Here is a 17,616-nt window from a genome sequence, read left to right as displayed (position 1 = left end):
CGTCGCGTGCTCGCTGGAGTTCGGTGCCTTCGCGCCGGGAATCGACGCGGGGGCGGCGGGGGCCACGCGTTAGGGTCGGTCGGGTGATCGACCTGCGACAGCTGAGGGACGACCCGGAGGCGGTGCGCGCCAGCCAGCGCGCCCGCGGCGAGGACGAGGCGGCCGTCGACCGCGTCCTCGCGGCCGACGTCGCGCGCCGCACCGCGATCGCCGAGTTCGAGCGGCTGCGCGCGGAGCAGAAGTCCCGCGGCAAGGCCGTGGCCGCCGCGCAGGGTGCGGAGAAGCAGGCCCTGCTGGCCGCGGTGAAGGAGCTCTCCGAGCAGGTGAAGGCCGCGCAGGCGGAGTCCGACGCGCGCGGCGCGGAGTTCGACCAGGAGCTGCGGCGCATCCCCAACGTCGTCCTGGACGGCGTCCCGCCCGGCGGCGAGGACGACTACGTCGTCGTCCGCGAGGTCGGGCAGGCCCCCGCGCTGCCGGCGGGCCTCGACGCCTGGCGCGACCACCTCGAGCTCGGCGAGCGGCTCGGCGCCATCGACGTCGAGCGCGGCACCAAGGTGTCGGGCTCGCGGTTCTACTTCCTTACGGGCGTCGGCGCGCTGCTCGAGCTGGCGCTGCTGAACATGGCCGTCGCCCGCGCCACCGCGGCGGGCTTCACTCCCATGATCACCCCGACGCTGGTCAAGCCGGAGGTCATGGCGGGCACCGGGTTCCTCGGCGCCCACGCCGCGGAGGTCTACCACCTCGCCGAGGACGACCTCTACCTCACGGGCACCTCGGAGGTGGCGCTCGCGGGCTACCACGCCGACGAGATCCTCGACCTGTCCGCGGGCCCGAAGCGCTACGCGGGCTGGTCGGCCTGCTACCGCCGCGAGGCGGGCTCCTACGGCAAGGACACCCGCGGCATCATCCGGGTGCACCAGTTCCACAAGGTCGAGATGTTCTCCTACTGCCGCGCGGAGGACGCCGCGGCCGAGCACGAGCGCCTGCTCGCGTTCGAGGAGGACATGCTGGCCGCCGTCGAGGTGCCCTACCGCGTCATCGACACCGCGGCCGGCGACCTCGGCTCCTCGGCGGCCCGCAAGTTCGACTGCGAGGCCTGGGTGCCGTCGCAGGGGCGCTACCGCGAGCTCACGTCGACGTCGAACTGCACGACCTTCCAGGCCCGCCGCCTCGGCATCCGCGAGCGCGTCCCGGCGGCCGACGGCTCGGCGCCCACGTCGACGCGGCCGGTCGCGACGCTGAACGGCACGCTCGCCACGACGCGCTGGCTCGTCGCCGTCTTGGAGAACCACCAGCAGGCCGACGGGTCCGTGCGCGTGCCCGCGGCGCTGCGGCCGTTCCTGGGCCTCGACGTCCTGACGCCGCCGGCCTGACTACTGTCGGAGGCGTGAGCACCCTGCTGGTCGGCCTGGACGTCGACGGGACGATCGTCGACCACGACGAGCGGCTGAGCGACCGCGTGCGCGAGAGCGTGCGGCGGCTCGCCAAGAGCGGTGCGCACGTCGTCGTCGCCACCGGGCGCTCGCTGCACGGGACCCTGCCGGTCGTGCAGCGCCTGGGCCTGGAGGAGGGCTACGTCGTCTGCAGCAACGGGGCCGCGACCGTCCGCCTCGACTCCAGCCTCGACGCGGGCTACCAGGTCGTGTCGGTCCACACGTTCGACCCCTCCGCCGTCGCGGGCGCCCTGCGCGAGCACCTGCCGACGGGGCTGTTCGCCGTCGAGGTCCTCGGCCGGGGGTTCAAGGTGACCGCGCCGTTCCCCGACGGGGAGCTCACGGGGGAGCTGGACGTCGTGGGCTTCGACGAGCTGTTCACCGAGCCCGTCATGCGTGTCGTGGTGCGCAGCCCCGACCACACGTCGAGCGAGTTCATGGACCTCGTCGACGCGGTCGGGCTGCACGGCGTGGCCTACTCCGTGGGCTGGACCGCGTGGCTGGACCTGGCGCCCGACGGCATCACGAAGGCGTCGGCGCTGGAGGAGGTGCGGCTGCGCCTGGACGTGGACGCGGCCGACACCGTCGCCGTGGGCGACGGCCGCAACGACATCGAGATGCTGCGCTGGGCCGCGCGCGGGGTCGCCATGGGCAACGCGCCCGCCCAGGTGCAGGAGGCGGCCGACGAGGTGACGGGCCCCGTGAGCGCCGACGGCCTCGCCGACGTGCTGGACTCGCTGCTCGCCTGAGCCCGCGCGCGGGCCCGCCGCTTGCGCGGCGCGGCCGCCTGCGCCACCCTTCCCGCAGGACGTCTGCAACAGAGCGGGTCCCCCTCTCGGCCGGTGCCCGCACCCGGTCCCGGACGGCCTCCCCAGCGTCCGCGAGACCGCGCCGTGGCCCGGTCGCTCCCGCAGAGGAACGCGTGTGACCACCTCCCCGACCACCCGCCGCGGCGCGCCGACCACGGCCCACGGCGCCCCGGCGTCGCGCCAGCCCCTCGGCGTGCCCGTCCCCGTGCGGCGCGGCGCGAAGATGGCCGGCTGGCTCTCCAGCACCGACCACAAGGTGATCGGCAACCTGTACTTCGTCGCGGCGTTCACGTGGTTCCTGCTCGCCGGGGTCATGGCGCTGCTGATCCGCGCGGAGCTGTTCGAGCCCGGCATGCAGGTCTTCAACACCAAGAACGAGTACAACCAGGCGTTCACGATGCACGGCACGATCATGCTGCTGCTGTTCGCGACGCCGCTGTTCTCGGCCTTCGCCAACGCGATCATGCCGCTGCAGATCGGGGCGCCGGACGTCGCCTTCCCGCGGCTGAACATGCTGTCGTTCTGGCTCTTCCTCTTCGGCGGGCTGCTCGTGGCCGCGGGGTTCGCCACGCCGGGTGGGGCCGCGTCGTTCGGCTGGTTCGCCTACACGCCGCTGTCCGACGTCGTGCACTCGCCCGGCCTCGGCGGCAACCTCTGGGTGATGGGCCTCGCGCTGTCGGGGTTCGGCACCATCCTCGGCGCCGTCAACTTCATCACCACGATCATCTGCATGCGCGCCCCCGGCATGACGATGTTCCGGATGCCGATCTTCACGTGGAACACGCTCATCACGAGCGTGCTCGTCCTCATGGCGTTCCCCGTGCTGGCGGCGGCCCTGCTCGCGCTGGCGGCCGACCGCGTCATGGGGGCCCACGTGTTCGAGGCCGCGAACGGCGGGCCGATCCTGTGGCAGCACCTGTTCTGGTTCTTCGGGCACCCCGAGGTCTACATCATCGCGCTGCCCTTCTTCGGCATCATCACCGAGGTGCTGCCGGTGTTCAGCCGCAAGCCCGTCTTCGGCTACAAGGGCCTGGTCTTCGCGACCATCTCCATCGCGGGCCTCGCGACCGTCGTGTGGGCGCACCACATGTACCCCACCGGCAAGGTCGTCCTGCCGTTCTTCGCCTTCATGACCATGCTCATCGCCGTCCCGACCGGGCTGAAGTTCTTCACCTGGATCGGCACGATGTGGCGCGGGTCGCTGACGTTCGACACCCCCATGCTCTGGGCGATCGGGTTCCTCGTCACGTTCCTCTTCGGCGGTCTGACGGGCGTCATCCTCTCGGCACCGCCGCTGGACTTCCAGCTGTCGGACACGTACTTCGTCGTCGCGCACTTCCACTACGTCGTCTTCGGGACCGTGGTGTTCGCGATGTTCGCCGGGTTCCACTTCTGGTGGCCCAAGCTGACGGGCAAGATGCTCGACGAGCGCCTCGGCAAGATCCACTTCTGGCTGCTGTTCGTCGGCTTCCACACGACGTTCCTCATCCAGCACTGGCTGGGGGCCGAGGGGATGCCGCGCCGGTACGCCGACTACCTCCCCGGCGAGGGGTTCTCCGTCTACAACCAGATCTCCTCGGTCGGCTCCTTCGTCCTCGGCGCCTCGTTCGTCCCGTTCCTGTGGAACGTCTACAAGACCGCCCGCCACGGCGAGAGGGTCACCGTGGACGACCCCTGGGGCTACGGGAACTCGCTGGAGTGGGCGACGTCCTGCCCCCCGCCGCGGCACAACTTCACGTCCCTGCCGCGCATCCGCTCGGAGCGCCCGGCGTTCGACCTGCACCACCCCGAGGTCGCCGCCCACGACACCCCGACCGACGAGCACAGCAAGAACCTGCTCGACCACGTCTGGGGCGAACCGGAGCTCGGCGGCCGGCAGGAGGACCTGCCCGGACGTCAGGGGTCCTGAGCCGTGGGCGACGCCGACCGGCTCTCCGCAGTCCGCCGCCGCACGGCGCTGGGCAGCCTCGTCGCGGCGGGGCTCGCGGGTGCCGCCGCCTACGCGGGCGTCCGGGTGGCCACGCGCGACTCCCTCGTCGGGGCCGTCGCGCCGCCGCTCGCGGGCCGGGCCCTGGACGGCACCTGGTTCGACCTGACCGCCTGGCGGGGCGCACCCGTGCTCGTGACCTCGTGGGACCCGGGGTCGGCGGCCTGCCGGGACCACCTGCAGCTGCTGGCCTCGGTCGGCCCCGGGCTGCTCGACGACGGCGTCCGCCTCGTCGGGCTGGCGACCACGGGCTCGGAGCAGCACTGCCGACGCGCGCTGGCCGCGGTCGGGGCCCGCGGCCTGCTGTCGATCACCGACGGCGACGGCAGCCGGGCCGCCGCGTGGGGGCTCCGGCACGCCACCGAGACCTTCCTCGTCTCCGCGCGCGGCGCCGTGGTGGACCACGCGGCGCGGCCCGTGGACGCCCCGTGGCTGGCGCAGCACGCCGTCGTCCCGAGCTGACGCGGTCCGGCCCCGCCGAGGGGACGGGGCCGCACCGCGTCGCCGTGACCGACGGCCCGGCCGTCGCCGCGTCAGCGGGACGGCCGCGCCAGGGGCGTGTCGTCCAGCCGCTCGCGCAGCTCGACCAGCGAGTCGAACACGGTCACCGCCCCGGCGCCGGTGAGCTCCTCGACGCTGAACCCGCCCGTGCGCACGGCGATCGTCGGGACGTCGAGCTTGCCCGCCGCGACGACGTCCCAGGTGGAGTCGCCGAGCATGACGCCGCTGGAGGCGCCGACGCGGTCGAGCGCGGCCTGGACGACGTCGGGCTCCGGCTTGCTCCTCTCGGCGTCCTCCGACGTCGTCCACGCCGCGGCGATCGAGCGCCCGTCGACGAGGTCGAGGAACCGCTCGACGTGCTGGGTCTTGCCGCTGCTCGCGAGGACCACCGTGAACCCGCGGTCGGCCACCTCCTGCAGCAGCTCGTGCGCGCCGTCGAAGGGCTGCACCTCGTCGATCAGCCGGTCGAACTCCTCGACCCACGCGGCCCGCAGCTCCTCGCCGTGCTCCCGCTCGACGTCGTCGCCGGCCACGGCCGGGACGAAGGTGTCGCCGCCCATGCCGATCCCGCGGTGGATCCGCCACAGCGGGCGGACGACGCCGCAGCGGGCGAAGGCCCGCGCCCACGCGAGGGTGTGCTGGTAGTTGGTGTCGACGAGGGTCCCGTCGACGTCGAAGATCGCCGTGTCTGCCACGCAGGGGCACTACCCGCCCGGCGGCCGGGGAATCCTCCGCGCGCGGGCCCGGCCGGGCCGGTGAGGCAGACTGGTGCGGTGACGCCCGAACCCGCCGCCAGCACCCTCGACGAGGGGTCGGCCGCCACGCGCGACGCCGACGAGCGCGCGTTCGCAGCGGGGTGGCGGCTCGTCGCCACCGACCTCGACGGCACCGTCATCCCCCGCGACCGGCCGCTGTCGGCGCGCACCCTCGCGGCCTTCGCGGCGTGCGCGGAGGTCGGCATCAGCATCGTCCCGGTGACGGGCCGCCCGCCGCGCTGGGTGACGCCGCTGGCCGAGGAGGCCGGGCTGCGCGGGCAGGTGGTGTGCGCCAACGGCGCCGTCGTCTTCGACCTGGACCGCGGCGAGGTCGTGCGCCAGCACGAGATCCCGCGCGCGACCGTGCGCGAGGTCGCCGACCTGCTGCGCCCGGTGCTGCCGGGCATCGGCTTCGCGCTCGAGGCCCTCGCGGGCTTTCGCCGCGAGCCGGCCTACGCCACCCGCTTCGACGCGGGGCTGGAGGCGCGGGTCGCGGAGCTCGACGACCTGCTGGTGGACTCCCCGCCCGTGGTGAAGATCCTCGCGAAGTGCCCCGGGACCCCGAGCGACGAGATGGTGCGCGTGGCCGTCGGTGCGGTCGGCCACCTCGTCAACGTGACGCACTCCAACGCGGTCGACTCGCTCATCGAGATCGGCCGGCTCGGCGTGAGCAAGGCGACGACGCTGGCCGAGGTCGCCGCGGACCGGGGCGTCGGGCGCGAGGGCGTCGTGGCCTTCGGCGACATGCCCAACGACCTGGAGATGCTGCGCTGGGCCGGGCGCTCGTACGCGATGGGTGACGGCCACGCGGACGCGCGGGAGGCGGCGGACGACGTGGCGGCGGCGTGCGGCGAGGACGGCGTGGCGCAGGTGCTGGAGCGGTTGCTCAGCTGGCGCGGGCGCTGATCCGGCCCACGGCCGTCACGCGCACGGGCACGCCGTCGACCGTCGCCGGCAGCTCGGGGGAGTCCGCGTCGTCCACCACGTTGACCTTGACGGCCCAGCCACCGGACTGTCGGGACAGGCCGATCCCGTTGACGCGGGAGTCCCCGGCCACCAGCTGACGCACGTGCGCCTTGGCGGCGCGCGCTGCTGAGGCCCCCGTGGGGTCGGTCCGTCCCGCGTCCTGGCTCACCTCACCAGTGTCGCACCGAGAGCGTCGAGCACAAGAGAGATCGGGTTGCAGAAGGTCAGCCCGGTGCCGTCGTCCCCGCCCCGCTCGCTGCCCGCGAAGAGCAGGCCCACGGCCTGGCGGGTGTCCGGGCGGTAGACGAGCGAGCCCGAGTCGCCGCCCGCCGAGAACGCCGAGGTCGTGCCGGTCACCTCGATCTGCCCGTCGAAGCTGACGACGCCGACGGGGTACTCCACGGCGACGTCGTCCAGCTCGATGGCCGTGATGCGCCCGGTGGTCCAGCCGGTCGTGCGGCCGACCTTCTCCACCGTGATCTCGTCGTCCGGCTCGGCGATCCCGACGAGCCGGCCGACGGGGTACGTGGGGTCGATCCTGTCGTCGTCGGGCGAGGACACGCCCTCCAGCAGGGCGATCGCGGCGTCCACCGCGTTGCCGCCCCCGGCCTCCAGCGCCACGGCGCGCGCGAGGCGGCCCACCCGGTCGCCCGCGCGGCCGCCGTCGGCCGGGCCGGGCTGCAGCACGGCGTCGTCCAGCGCGCCCCGGTCGGAGTCGGCGAGGACGTGGTTGTTGGACAGCACGTAGACGCCGTCGGAGCCGGTCACGGTGACGAAGGCGCCCAGCGTGCCGGCCGTGACGTCGCGGTGCGCGATCGACAGCCCGGGGTGCAGGGGCCGGACCCGGCGCCGCAGCGACGCCGCCGACCACGTCCGGTCCTCCGTGGGCGCGGTCAGGGCCACGACCCGGCCGACGTCGCGCACGTCGACCTCCGAGCCGGCGCTCGTCCCCGCGAGCTCGCGCGCCCGGCCCAGCAGGGCGTCGCCGCGCGGGCCGGAGTAGCGCACGGCCACGCCGTAGCGCGGACCGTCGGCGCCGCGGCCCAGCACGCTGATCCCGATCGAGGCGACGCCGGTGGGGGCGGCGAGCGCGACGAGCTCGTCCGAGGCCCGGGCCCGCAGTTCGGCCTTGAGCTCGCGGGCGGAGTCGATGTGCATGGGTGGAGCTCCCTCGATCGTCGTTCTGTGACGAGATGAACCCTGGCAGTCACCTACGACACGGGCCAGGCCCCGCGGCGTGTCCGTCGGGCGGAGTGGGCCACCGTGTCGTCGGGGGCGCCCGTGCAGCGTCCCCGCTCCTGCGCTCAGCCGGGCGGGAGCCCCACGAGGTCGGCCATGAGGTCGACGGTGTGGTCGAAGAACAGCGCGTCGTCGCGGAAGGCCCCCGCGAGGTGGCCGAACACCTCCTGGCCGACGGCGCCGAGCACCTGCGTCCACGCGGTGATCGCCCGCAGCAGTCGGGCGGCGCCCAGGGCGGCCACGTCGAGGGTGGCCAGCAGTGCCGTGGTGTCCTCGTGCAGGCCCGTCGGCAGGGCCTCGCCACCGGGCGCCGGTGCCAGCTGCCCGGCGCGCGCGGCGTCGGTGAGGACGCCGAGCAGGAGCGTGTACACGCGGGTGGCGGGGCCGACGGTGTCGGCCGGAGCCCGGTACCCGGGGACGGGCGAGCCGTACACGAGGGCGAACTCGTGGGGGTGGGACACGGCCCAGGTGCGCACCGCCCGGCAGACGTCCCGCCACCGGCGGCGGTGGTCGCCCGCGGGGGCCGCCGCGAGGGCGCGGTCGGCGGCGTCCCCCAGGGCGTCGTAGGCCGCGACGATCAGCGCCGTCAGGAGGTCGTCGCGGCTGGCGTAGTAGCGGTACAACCCGGACGGCACCATCTGCAGCTCCCGGGCCACGGCGCGCAGCGACAACCGGTCGGCCCCGTCGGTGGCGAGCTGGGCGCGAGCCGCGTCGAGAATCTCGCGGGTCAGCTCGGCGCGCGCACGCGCACGCGCCGTCGCAGGAGCGGTCATCGGGAGAGCATGTCACAGGCGTGAGCCCTGCTCTGCGTCGAGAACGGTGCTCTTGACGACGCCCGCCGGGTGCGTGCACAGTGGTCCTCGTCGAGAACACCGTTCACGGAAGGCGGGAACCATGTCGCTGGGACCACTCCACCTGTGGCCGAGCCTGGCGCTGGCCTTCGGGCTCGAGCTGTGCGCCCTCGTCGCCTTCGCCGTCTGGGGTTTCCGCGCGGGTGCTCACACGGTGACCAGCGTGGTGCTCGCCGTCGCCGCGCCGTCGGGCGGCGCCCTCGTCTGGGGGCTGTTCGCCGCTCCCCGGGCACCCCTCGCCGGTCCGGTGCTGACGCCGGTGGTGGTCGTCTCCTTCTTCGGTGCGGCCGCTCTCGCGCTGCGGGCCACCGGTCACCCGCGGCTCGCCGCCGGGCTGGTCGTGGCCGTCGTCCTGAACACCCTGCTCCTGCACCTGCTGCGCGGCGGTCCCGCTTCCCCGTGAGGGCGCGACCGGTCGGCACCCTTCCGCGCGAGGCCGGGACCCGGGAAGTTAGACGCAGCGTCACCGGCAGACGGCGGAGGGTACCAGTTTCCCACCGAGCCAGGATTCTTCCGTCCCAGAGCAATCCGTTCGGCCCAGTGCCCCGAAGTGGTGCCGACCAGCGCGCGTCGCCGGTCGGCACGACGGTCGAGCGGCCTGCCAACGGAGGCAGCGCGACCGGGCTCGAACGACGTCACCCCGATCCACCGGAGGAACCGTGTTCGGAAACAAGCTCGTCACGTCCATGATCGACCGCAGCGCTGAGACCGGCGCCGACCGCCGCAGCTTCCTGCGCACCGCCGGCCTGGCCGGTCTCGGCGTCGCCGGTGCGGCAGCCGTGGGCACCGGTGGCGCCTCGGCCGCCTCCGCCGCCGACACGAACCCGCCCAGCTCGGCGCAGCCGAACGGGCAGACGGCGAACGGGGAACTCATCTCCGACGCCACGATCCTCAACTTCGCGCTGAACCTGGAGTACCTCGAGGCGGAGTTCTACTCCTACGCCGCCTTCGGCCGCGGACTGGACTCCCGCGACATCGACGGCAACTACAACATCGGTGCGGTCACCGGCGGGTCCAAGGTCCCGTTCAAGTCCGCCTCGGTGCGCAAGATCGCCGAGGCGATCGCCCGGGACGAGATCGCCCACGTCAAGCTCCTGCGCGCGGTGCTGGGCACGGTCAAGGTCTCGCGACCCACCATCGACCTGGTCGGCTCCTTCACCGCCGCCGCCCAGGCGGCGGGTCTCATCAAGCCCGGGCAGACGTTCAACCCGTTCGCCGACGAGAACAGCTTCCTGCTGGGCGCGTTCCTGTTCGAGGACGTCGGGGTCACGGCCTACAAGGGCGCGGCTCCCCTGATCTCGAACAAGACGTACCTGGAGGCCGCCGCCGGCATCCTGGCCTTCGAGGCCTACCACGCCGCCACCATCCGCACGACGCTCGAGGCGCGCGGGCTGGCGTCGGCGGCCGACGCCATCTCCAACGCCCGCGACTCCCTCGACGGGCCCACCGACGTCGACCAGGGCATCACGGGCCCGAACCGCTCGTTCATCGTCGCCCCCGGCGACGCCAACGGGGTGGCCTACTCGCGCACCTTCGGCCAGGTCCTCAACGTGGTCTTCCTCAACCCGGGCAAGACCAACCGCGGCGGGTTCTTCCCGCAGGGCGTCAACGGCGACATCCGCGCCTCCGACGCGCACTGACCCACCTCACCACCAGCGGCTCGGCCCCCGGCTCACCCCCGGGTGCCGGGCCGTCCGCGCAGGAACGGCGGGTGCGCAGGCTCAGAGCCCCGCGAGCTCCTCGGCCCGCACGACGGCCCGCTCGACGGCCGCGATCCGCTCGGCGCTCGGGACCTCGCCGGCGTCGGCCCCCTCGCCCGCGTTGACGCGCACCATGGCGGCGGCCTCGGCCGCCTGCGCGCACGCCGTCGCTGTGCGGGTCAGGCGACGGTGCACCTCGGGGTGCTCACCGTCGGGCCCCGCCGGGACGAGCAGCTGGGTGGACGGCGCGTCCGCCTGCGCCTGCAGGGCGCGCGCCCGCGCGGCCCGGGCCACCCGGTCCATGCGCGGCAGGAACTCCTCCAGCGCCGCGCGCGACGGCCCCGGGGGGCACCCGTCGACGACCTGCTCGAAGCGGCGCACGGCGCGGTCCACGGAGTGCGCCGCGCGGGCCCAGACCCCCTCGCCCAGCGGGTCCGGTGGCCGTCGCCAGAACGCCCAGCGCGGCACCTAGAGGTACTGGCCGGTGCCGGGGCCCTGCACGCGCGGCATGCCGTCGCCGCCCGGGGCGCGGCCCGGGACGGGCTGCTGCGGGAGGCCGCCGGGGAGGGCGCGGCGCATCTCCGCGAGCTGCGCCTGGGCCGCCATCTGCTGGGCCACGAGCGCGGTCTGGATGCCGTGGAACAGCCCCTCGAGCCAGCCGACGAGCTGGGCCTGCGCGACGCGCAGCTCGCTCTCCGACGGGGTCGCCCCCTCGGCGAAGGGCAGGGCGATGCGCTGCAGCTCCTCGACCAGCTCGGGCGCCAGGCCGTCCTCGAGCTCGGCGATCGAGCGGTCGTGGATCACGGCGAGCCGCGCACGGCCGGCCTCGTCGAGCGGGGCGGAGCGGACCTCCTCCAGCAGCTGCTTGACCATGCTGCCGATGCGCATGACCTTCGCGGGCTGGGAGACCATGTCGGCGGGTCCCGGCTCACCCTCCTCGGGCGGCTGGGCGATGCCCATGCCCTGCGGGGTCACGACGACGACGCGGGGGTCGCCGCCGTCGGCGGTCTCACGGGCGGCGTCGGGCGGAGTGGGGTCTTCGGCCATGGGCCCATCCTGCCCCGAGGCTCAGCGCCGCACCTCTCGCGGGAGCACGCGGGCGGCGAGCAGCACGGTGCCGGCGACGACCGCGCCCGCGGCGAACGTGCCCGCCGTCAGGCCACCGGTCGGCAGGACGTAGGTGACGACGAGCGCGGCGAGCGAGAGCACGGGGACCCCCACCGCGAGCGCGGCGAGCCGGCCCAGGCGCGGGCGCTGCCGCGTGGGCAGGGCGAGGGCGAGGCACAGGACGATCGAGCCGACCAGCGCGGAGGCGAGGACGTCGCTCACGCGGTGCCAGCCGTGGTCGACGACGAAGGCGCCCATGGCCCCGGCCGCCGCCGCGCCCCCGACCGTGAGGACCCCGCGCAGCCAGCGCGGCGCGACGAGGAGGAACCCCAGGGCCAGCCCGAGCACGCCCGCCGTGTGGCCGCTGGGCAGGCTGTTGGCGATGGTCCCGTACTCCGCGCTGAGGTCGGGCCGCTGCAGCACGACGAGCTTGAGGACCTCGGTCACCCCCAGCGTGCCGAGGGCCACGCCGACGCCGAGCACCGTGCGCCGCAGCCGTCCGCGGCCGCTGAGCGCGCCCAGCAGGAGCATGGCCGCGAGGGCGACGAGCAGGTGCACGGGCTCGAAGCGGTCGACGACCGCGAACACCCGCTGGAGCCAGCCGATGCCCGCGGCGTCGGGGGTGGTGACGGCGGTCTCGTGCAGCGCGTTCTCCTGCTGCTGGCCGCGCACCGTGCGCACGCACGCCCAGTAGACGGCCGCGAGCGCCGCGCTCTGGACGAGGGCCCCGCCGGCGGACGCCGCGGAGACCCGGGCGCGCGCGGACCGCGTCGACGAGGACTGCTGGGCGGGAGCGGAGGTGACCACGCCTCCATCCTGGGGCACCACCGCGCTCCCCGGCCTCCCCGGCCGGTGCGGAACCTGTGCGGATCACCGCACCGGCGGGGTGGGGGCGTCAGCGCGAGGCGCGCTCCAGGGCGGCCACCTCGTCACGGCTCAGCTCCAGCGTCAGGGCGGCCAGCAGGTCGGGCAGCTGCTCGGCGGTGCGTGCGCTCGCGATGGGCGCGACGACGGTGGGCTGGGCCGTCAGCCAGGCCAGGGCGACCGAGGTGACCGGCGCCGCGTGCGCGGCCGCGACCTCGTCGAGCGCGCGCAGCACGGCCTGCCCCCGCGGGGTGTCCAGGTACGCGGCGGCCTTGCCGGCACGCACGCTCTCGGCGCTCTGGCCGGGGCGGTACTTGCCCGTGAGGAAGCCGGAGGCCAGGGCCGCGTACGGCACCGACGCGAGGCCGTTGGCGGCGACGACGTCGGCCACGCGCCCCTCGTAGTCCTCGCGCGCCACGAGGTTGTACTCGTTCTGCAGCGCCACGTAGCTCGCGAAGCCCTCCCGGCGGGAGGTCTCCAGCGCCTCCTCCAGCCGCACCGCGTCGTAGTTGGACGCCCCGATCGCGCGGACCTTGCCGGCCCGGACCAGCTCGTCGAAGGCCCCGAGCGTCTCGGCCAGCGGGGTGCCCGGGTCGTCGGCGTGGGCCCAGTACAGGTCGATGCGGTCGGTCTGCAGGCGCTGCAGCGAGGCGTCGACGGCCGTGCGGATCGTGTCCGCCCGCAGGTCGTCCAGCCCGGGGGCCTTGCCGACCTTGCTCGCCAGGACGATGGAGTCCCGCTTGCCGGACTTCGCGAACCAGGTGCCGAGGATGGTCTCGGAGATCCCGGCGCCGCCGTCGCTCCACGCCGAGTACACGTCGGCCGTGTCGACGAAGTCGCCCCCGCCGTCGACGAAGGCGTCCAGGACGCGGTGGGACTCGGCCTCGTCGGAGGTCCAGCCGAAGGTGTTGCCGCCGAGGCTCAGGGGGCGGACGTCGAGCTCGGAGGTGCCGATGCGGGTCATGGGGTGCGGGAACCCTTCCGTGTCGTGTCGTCGGGGGGCCAGCACAGCACCGCCGCGCGCACCCCGCCCGCCTCCGCGCGGGGCGCCGGTAGCTTCGCGGCACCCAATGGATCAGGTTCGACCCAATCCGAGGACGGTGGCCGTGGTGGCGCAGCGCGAGGGGTTCCTGGGGGTCGAGCAGCTGCGGGCCGCCGTCGCCGCGGGGGAGATCGACACCGTCCTCGTGGCGATGACGGACATGCAGGGGCGGCTGCAGGGCAAGCGCTGCTCCGCGGAGTTCTTCCTCGACGAGGTCCTGTCCAACGCGACCGAGGGCTGCGACTACCTCCTCGCCGTCGACGTCGAGATGAACACGGTGGGCGGGTACGCGCTCAGCTCCTGGGAGGCGGGCTACGGCGACGTCGTCCTGCGCCCCGACCTCTCGACGCTGCGCCGCGTGCCCTGGCACGAGGGCACCGCGCTCGTGCTGTGCGACGTCGAGAGCACCGCGGGCGGCAGCGTGGACGTCTCGCCCCGGCAGGTCCTGCGCCGGCAGCTGGACCGGCTGCGCGAGCGCGGGCTCGAGGCCTTCGTCGGCACGGAGCTGGAGTTCCTGCTGTTCGACGACACCTACGAGCAGGCCTGGGACAAGCGCTACACGGGGCTGCAGTCGGCCAACCGCTGGAACCTCGACTACTCCCTGCTCGGCACCGCCCGGGTGGAACCGGTCCTGCGGGCCATCAGCCGCGGCATGACGGGCGCGGGGCTGTACGTGGAGTCGGCCAAGGGCGAGTGCAACCCCGGCCAGCAGGAGATCGCGTTCCGCTACGCCGACGCGCTGACCACGTGCGACAACCACGTCGTCTACAAGACCGGGTCGAAGGAGATCGCGGCGCAGCTGGGCCGGAGCCTGACCTTCATGGCGAAGTACGACGAGCGGGAGGGGAACTCCTGCCACGTCCACCTGAGCCTGCGCTCCACGGACGGCTCGGCCGTCCTGCCCGGTGACGGCGAGCACGGGTTCTCCCCGCTCATGCGGCAGCTGGTCGCGGGCCAGCTGGCCGCGCTGCGCGACCTGACGTACTTCCTGGCCCCGAACATCAACTCCTACAAGCGATTCGCGGAGGGCAGCTTCGCCCCGACCGCCGTCGCGTGGGGCCTGGACAACCGCACGTGCGCCGTCCGCGTCGTCGGGCACGGGGACGGGCTGCGGGTCGAGAACCGCGTCCCGGGCGGCGACGTCAACCCCTACCTCGTCGTCGCTGCCCTCGTCGCGGCCGCCCTGCACGGCATGGACGCGGACCTGCCGCTGCCGCCCGTCACCACGGGCAACGCCTACGCGGGCGACGCCGACCGCGTCCCCGGGACGCTGCGGGAGGCCGCCGACGCGCTGGCGGGCAGCGAGATCGCACGCGCGGCCTTCGGCGACGCCGTCGTCGACCACTACGTCAACGCCGCGCACGTCGAGCTCGCGGCGTTCGAGAGCACCGTCACCGACTGGGAGCGGGTCCGTGGCTTCGAGCGCCTCTGACCTCGCCCCGTCCGGGCCCCGCCCCGTCGTCGGCGTCACCACCTACGTCGAGCGCGCCGCCTACGGGGTGTGGGACCACGAGGCGACGCTGCTGCCGCGGACGTACGCCGACGCGGTCCTGCGCGCGGGCGGCGCACCCGTGCTGCTGCCCACCATCGGCCCGGCGCTGCCCGAGGTCCTCGAGCGCCTCGACGCGCTCGTCCTGTCCGGCGGCGCGGACGTCGACCCCGCCAACTACGGGCGGGAGGCCCACCCCCGCACCGTGTCCCGCCCCGAGCGCGACGCGAGCGAGCTCGGTCTGCTCGCCCTCGCGCTCGCGGCCGGGCTCCCCGTCCTGGCGGTCTGCCGCGGGGCCCAGCTGCTCAACGTCGCCCTCGGAGGAACCCTCGTGCAGCACCTGCCGGACGTCGTCGGCTCGGACGCCTACCAGCCCGGGGGCGGGGTGTTCGGCCGGGTCGCGGTCGAGGTCGCCGCGGGCAGCCGCGCGGCCGGCATCCTCGGCGAGCGCGCCGACGTCCTCTGCTACCACCACCAGGCGGTCGAGACCCTCGGCGAGGGCCTGGAGGTGGTGGCGCGCAGCGCGGACGGGACCGTCCAGGCCGTGGAGCGGCCGGGCGAGCCGTTCGTGCTGGGCGTGCAGTTCCACCCCGAGCAGGACGCCGCGGACGACCGCCTGTTCCGGGCCGTCGTCGAGGCCGGCCGGGCGCACGCGGCGGCGCGGGGGGTGCGGCGGTGAGCCTCCTGGACCTGGTGAACCCCGCGACCGAGGAGCCGCTGGGTGCGGTCGAGCTGCTGTCGGCGGCGCAGGCCGCCGAGGCCGTCGGCCGTGCGCAGGCCGCCTTCCCCGGCTGGCGCGCGGTGGCCCCGGCCGACCGCGCGCGCCTGCTGCGGCGCTTCGCCGCCGCCGTCGACGCGCACCGCGAGGAGCTCGCGCAGCTCGAGGTGCGCAACGCGGGCCACCCCGTCACCTCCGCGCGCGGTGAGGCGGCCGCGGTGCGCGACGTCCTGGAGTACTACGCCGCCGCACCGGAACGCCTGTTCGGGCGGCAGATCCCCGTCGCGGGCGGGCTGGACGTCACCTTCGCCGAGCCGCTGGGCGTCGTCGGGCTCATCGTGCCGTGGAACTTCCCCATGCCCATCGCGTCGTGGGGGTTCGCGCCCGCCCTGGCCGCGGGCAACACCGTCGTCCTCAAGCCGGCCGAGCTCACCCCCCTCACCGCGCTGCGGCTCGCGGAGCTGGCCCGCGACGCGGGGATCCCCGACGGCGTGTTCCAGGTCCTGCCCGGCGAGGGCCCCGTGGTCGGCCGGCTCTTCGTCGACGACCCGCGGGTGCGCAAGGTGGTCTTCACGGGCTCCACGCGCGTCGGCAAGGAGATCATGGCCGGGGCCGCCGCGCAGGTGAAGCGCGTGACGCTGGAGCTCGGCGGCAAGAGCGCGAACATCGTCTTCGCCGACGCGGACGTCGCGCGCGCCGCGGCGGCCGCGCCGGGCGCCGTGTTCGACAACGCGGGCCAGGACTGCTGCGCGCGTTCGCGCATCCTCGTGCAGCGCACCGTCTTCGACGAGTTCTGCGCCCGCCTCGACGAGGCCGTCCGCGCCGTCCGCGTCGGGGACCCGACGCGTGAGGACACCGAGGTGGGGCCGCTGATCTCGGCCGCGCACCGCGACCGGGTGGCCGCGTTCGTCCCGGCCGACGCGCCCGTCGTCTCCCGCGGCAGCGCCCCGTCGGGCCCGGGGTTCTGGTTCCCGCCGACCGTCCTCGCCCCCGGCTCCGCGACCGACCGCGTGTGCGTGGAGGAGGTGTTCGGGCCGGTGGCCGTGGTGCTCCCCTTCGACGACGAGGCGGACGCCGTGCGGCTCGCCAACGACTCCGAGTACGGGTTGTCCGGGTCGATCTGGACGGGGGACGTCGGGCGCGCGCTGCGCGTCAGTCGCGCGGTGGAAGCGGGGAACCTGTCGGTGAACTCGCACTCCTCCGTCCGCTACGGCACGCCGTTCGGCGGCTTCAAGCAGTCCGGCCTGGGCCGGGAACTCGGCCCGGACGCGCTCGCCGCGTTCACCGAGGTCAAGAACGTCTTCTTCGCGAGCGGGGAGTAGGTCATGGCGGTCGCAGCGGTGTCGGGTCAGCGGCTGGAGGGGCGGGTCGCCGTCATCACGGGTGGCGGCAGCGGCATCGGACTGGCCACGGCGCGGCGGTTCGCGGCCGAGGGCGCGACCGTCGTGATCGCCGACGTGTCCGCGGCGGCGGGGGACGCCGCGGCCGACGAGGTCGGCGGCGCGTCCATCACCACCGACGTCACCGACGAGGAGCAGGTGCGGTCGCTGTTCGCGGAGACGGTGTCGCGCTTCGGCCGCCTCGACGTCGCGTTCAACAACGCGGGCATCTCCCCGCCCGACGACGACTCGATCCTCACCACCGACCTCGCGGCCTGGCGCCGCGTGCAGGAGGTCAACCTCACGTCGGTCTACCTGTGCTGCAAGCACGCGCTCCCGCCCATGCTGGAGCGCGGCAAGGGCTCGATCATCAACACCGCGTCGTTCGTGGCCGTCATGGGGGCCGCGACGTCGCAGATCTCCTACACGGCGTCCAAGGGGGGCGTGCTGGCCCTCAGCCGGGAGCTCGGCGTGCAGTTCGCCCGGCAGGGCGTGCGCGTCAACGCGCTGTGCCCCGGGCCGGTGAACACCCCGCTGCTGCGGGAGCTGTTCGCGGCCGACCCCGAGCGCGCCGCCCGCCGCCTCGTGCACGTGCCCGTCGGCCGGTTCGCGGAGCCCGAGGAGATCGCCGCCGCGGTCGCGTTCCTGGCCAGCGACGACTCCTCGTTCATGACGGCCTCCCAGTTCCTCGTCGACGGCGGCATCGCCGGGGCCTACGTCACGCCGGAGTGAGCGTGCCCCCCGAGCCCGTGCCCCCCGAACCCGGTGCCCTCGAC

The 17,616-nt window shown here is 74.6% G+C and carries 19 protein-coding genes; 11 read left to right on the top strand and 8 right to left on the bottom strand.

Annotated elements, in window-relative coordinates; all coding sequences use genetic code 11:
* Positions 1-83 precede the first annotated feature (83 nt).
* The 4 genes from serS (at position 84) to GTR02_RS10150 (ending at position 4,691) form a co-directional block, all read left to right on the top strand.
* On the top strand, positions 84-1,373 hold the full coding sequence (gene serS, locus GTR02_RS10165) for a serine--tRNA ligase (protein WP_166607372.1): 1,290 nt from the start codon (positions 84-86) through the stop codon (positions 1,371-1,373).
* A gap of 14 nt (positions 1,374-1,387) precedes the next feature.
* The gene (locus GTR02_RS10160; RefSeq protein WP_338073719.1) at positions 1,388-2,182 is read left to right on the top strand and encodes an HAD family hydrolase; all 795 of its coding nucleotides are present in this window, start codon (positions 1,388-1,390) and stop codon (positions 2,180-2,182) included.
* Between the two features lie 283 nt (positions 2,183-2,465).
* A complete protein-coding gene (gene ctaD / locus GTR02_RS10155; RefSeq protein WP_166607374.1) occupies positions 2,466-4,151 on the top strand; it encodes an aa3-type cytochrome oxidase subunit I in 1,686 nt (561 codons plus the stop codon).
* Positions 4,152-4,154: 3 nt separating this feature from the next.
* Positions 4,155-4,691: a redoxin family protein gene (locus GTR02_RS10150; RefSeq protein ID WP_166607371.1), complete on the top strand. Its 537-nt coding sequence runs from the start codon at positions 4,155-4,157 to the stop codon at positions 4,689-4,691.
* Positions 4,692-4,762: 71 nt separating this feature from the next.
* Here the strand turns inward: GTR02_RS10150 and GTR02_RS10145 are convergent, their stop codons facing one another.
* Positions 4,763-5,425 (bottom strand): HAD-IA family hydrolase, encoded by a 663-nt coding sequence (locus tag GTR02_RS10145; protein WP_166607370.1) that lies wholly within the window; start codon positions 5,423-5,425, stop codon positions 4,763-4,765.
* A gap of 78 nt (positions 5,426-5,503) precedes the next feature.
* On the opposite strand from GTR02_RS10145, the gene GTR02_RS10140 reads away from it, so the two are divergent.
* Entirely contained in the window at positions 5,504-6,391 is an 888-nt protein-coding gene (locus GTR02_RS10140; protein ID WP_166607369.1) for an HAD-IIB family hydrolase, read from the top strand.
* Here the strand turns inward: GTR02_RS10140 and GTR02_RS10135 are convergent.
* The 3 genes from GTR02_RS10135 to GTR02_RS10125 form a co-directional block, all read right to left on the bottom strand.
* Positions 6,372-6,620, bottom strand: coding sequence for a hypothetical protein (locus GTR02_RS10135; RefSeq protein WP_166607368.1), 249 nt, complete (start codon positions 6,618-6,620; stop codon positions 6,372-6,374). The genes GTR02_RS10140 and GTR02_RS10135 overlap by 20 nt on opposite strands.
* Entirely contained in the window at positions 6,617-7,609 is a 993-nt protein-coding gene (locus GTR02_RS10130) for a chymotrypsin family serine protease (protein WP_166607367.1), read from the bottom strand. The genes GTR02_RS10135 and GTR02_RS10130 overlap by 4 nt, the downstream gene beginning before the upstream one ends.
* 146 nt (positions 7,610-7,755) lie before the next feature.
* On the bottom strand, positions 7,756-8,463 hold the full coding sequence (locus GTR02_RS10125; RefSeq protein WP_166607366.1) for a TetR/AcrR family transcriptional regulator: 708 nt from the start codon (positions 8,461-8,463) through the stop codon (positions 7,756-7,758).
* 121 nt (positions 8,464-8,584) lie between these two features.
* Between GTR02_RS10125 and GTR02_RS10120 the strand changes: the two genes are divergently transcribed.
* Entirely contained in the window at positions 8,585-8,944 is a 360-nt protein-coding gene (locus tag GTR02_RS10120; RefSeq protein WP_166607365.1) for a YrdB family protein, read from the top strand.
* Between the two features lie 256 nt (positions 8,945-9,200).
* Positions 9,201-10,181 (top strand): ferritin-like domain-containing protein, encoded by a 981-nt coding sequence (locus GTR02_RS10115; RefSeq protein ID WP_166607364.1) that lies wholly within the window; start codon positions 9,201-9,203, stop codon positions 10,179-10,181.
* Positions 10,182-10,262: 81 nt separating this feature from the next.
* Here the strand turns inward: GTR02_RS10115 and GTR02_RS10110 are convergent, their stop codons facing one another.
* The 4 genes from GTR02_RS10110 to GTR02_RS10095 all read right to left on the bottom strand — a co-directional run bounded on the left by GTR02_RS10110 (position 10,263) and on the right by GTR02_RS10095 (position 13,176).
* Positions 10,263-10,709, bottom strand: a complete 447-nt coding sequence (locus GTR02_RS10110; protein WP_166607363.1) for a hypothetical protein — start codon at positions 10,707-10,709, stop codon at positions 10,263-10,265.
* On the bottom strand, positions 10,710-11,288 hold the full coding sequence (locus GTR02_RS10105; RefSeq protein WP_276610785.1) for a bacterial proteasome activator family protein: 579 nt from the start codon (positions 11,286-11,288) through the stop codon (positions 10,710-10,712).
* 21 nt (positions 11,289-11,309) lie between these two features.
* Positions 11,310-12,155 carry a phosphatase PAP2 family protein gene (locus GTR02_RS10100; protein WP_166607362.1) on the bottom strand — a complete coding sequence of 282 codons (846 nt, stop codon included), beginning with the start codon at positions 12,153-12,155 and terminating at the stop codon, positions 11,310-11,312.
* Positions 12,156-12,243: 88 nt separating this feature from the next.
* On the bottom strand, positions 12,244-13,176 hold the full coding sequence (locus tag GTR02_RS10095; protein ID WP_166607361.1) for an aldo/keto reductase: 933 nt from the start codon (positions 13,174-13,176) through the stop codon (positions 12,244-12,246).
* Positions 13,177-13,282: 106 nt separating this feature from the next.
* Between GTR02_RS10095 and GTR02_RS23040 the strand changes: the two genes are divergently transcribed.
* From GTR02_RS23040 to GTR02_RS10075, 4 genes are read left to right on the top strand one after another with little or no spacing between them, the layout of a single operon-like run.
* On the top strand, positions 13,283-14,686 hold the full coding sequence (locus GTR02_RS23040) for a glutamine synthetase family protein (protein WP_166607360.1): 1,404 nt from the start codon (positions 13,283-13,285) through the stop codon (positions 14,684-14,686).
* A complete protein-coding gene (locus GTR02_RS10085) occupies positions 14,667-15,422 on the top strand; it encodes a gamma-glutamyl-gamma-aminobutyrate hydrolase family protein (protein WP_166607359.1) in 756 nt (251 codons plus the stop codon). The genes GTR02_RS23040 and GTR02_RS10085 overlap by 20 nt, the downstream gene beginning before the upstream one ends.
* Positions 15,419-16,783, top strand: a complete 1,365-nt coding sequence (locus tag GTR02_RS10080) for an aldehyde dehydrogenase family protein (RefSeq protein WP_166607358.1) — start codon at positions 15,419-15,421, stop codon at positions 16,781-16,783. Before GTR02_RS10085 ends, GTR02_RS10080 begins: the two co-directional genes overlap by 4 nt.
* A gap of 3 nt (positions 16,784-16,786) precedes the next feature.
* Positions 16,787-17,572: a 3-oxoacyl-ACP reductase gene (locus GTR02_RS10075; RefSeq protein ID WP_166607357.1), complete on the top strand. Its 786-nt coding sequence runs from the start codon at positions 16,787-16,789 to the stop codon at positions 17,570-17,572.
* Positions 17,573-17,616: the final 44 nt, after the last annotated feature.

The organism is Kineococcus siccus (assembly GCF_009906795.1).
Taxonomy (GTDB): Bacteria; Actinomycetota; Actinomycetes; order Actinomycetales; family Kineococcaceae; genus Kineococcus; species Kineococcus siccus.
Note: the sequence above shows the minus strand (reverse complement) of the source record. Positions and strands in the feature narration are given on the sequence as shown.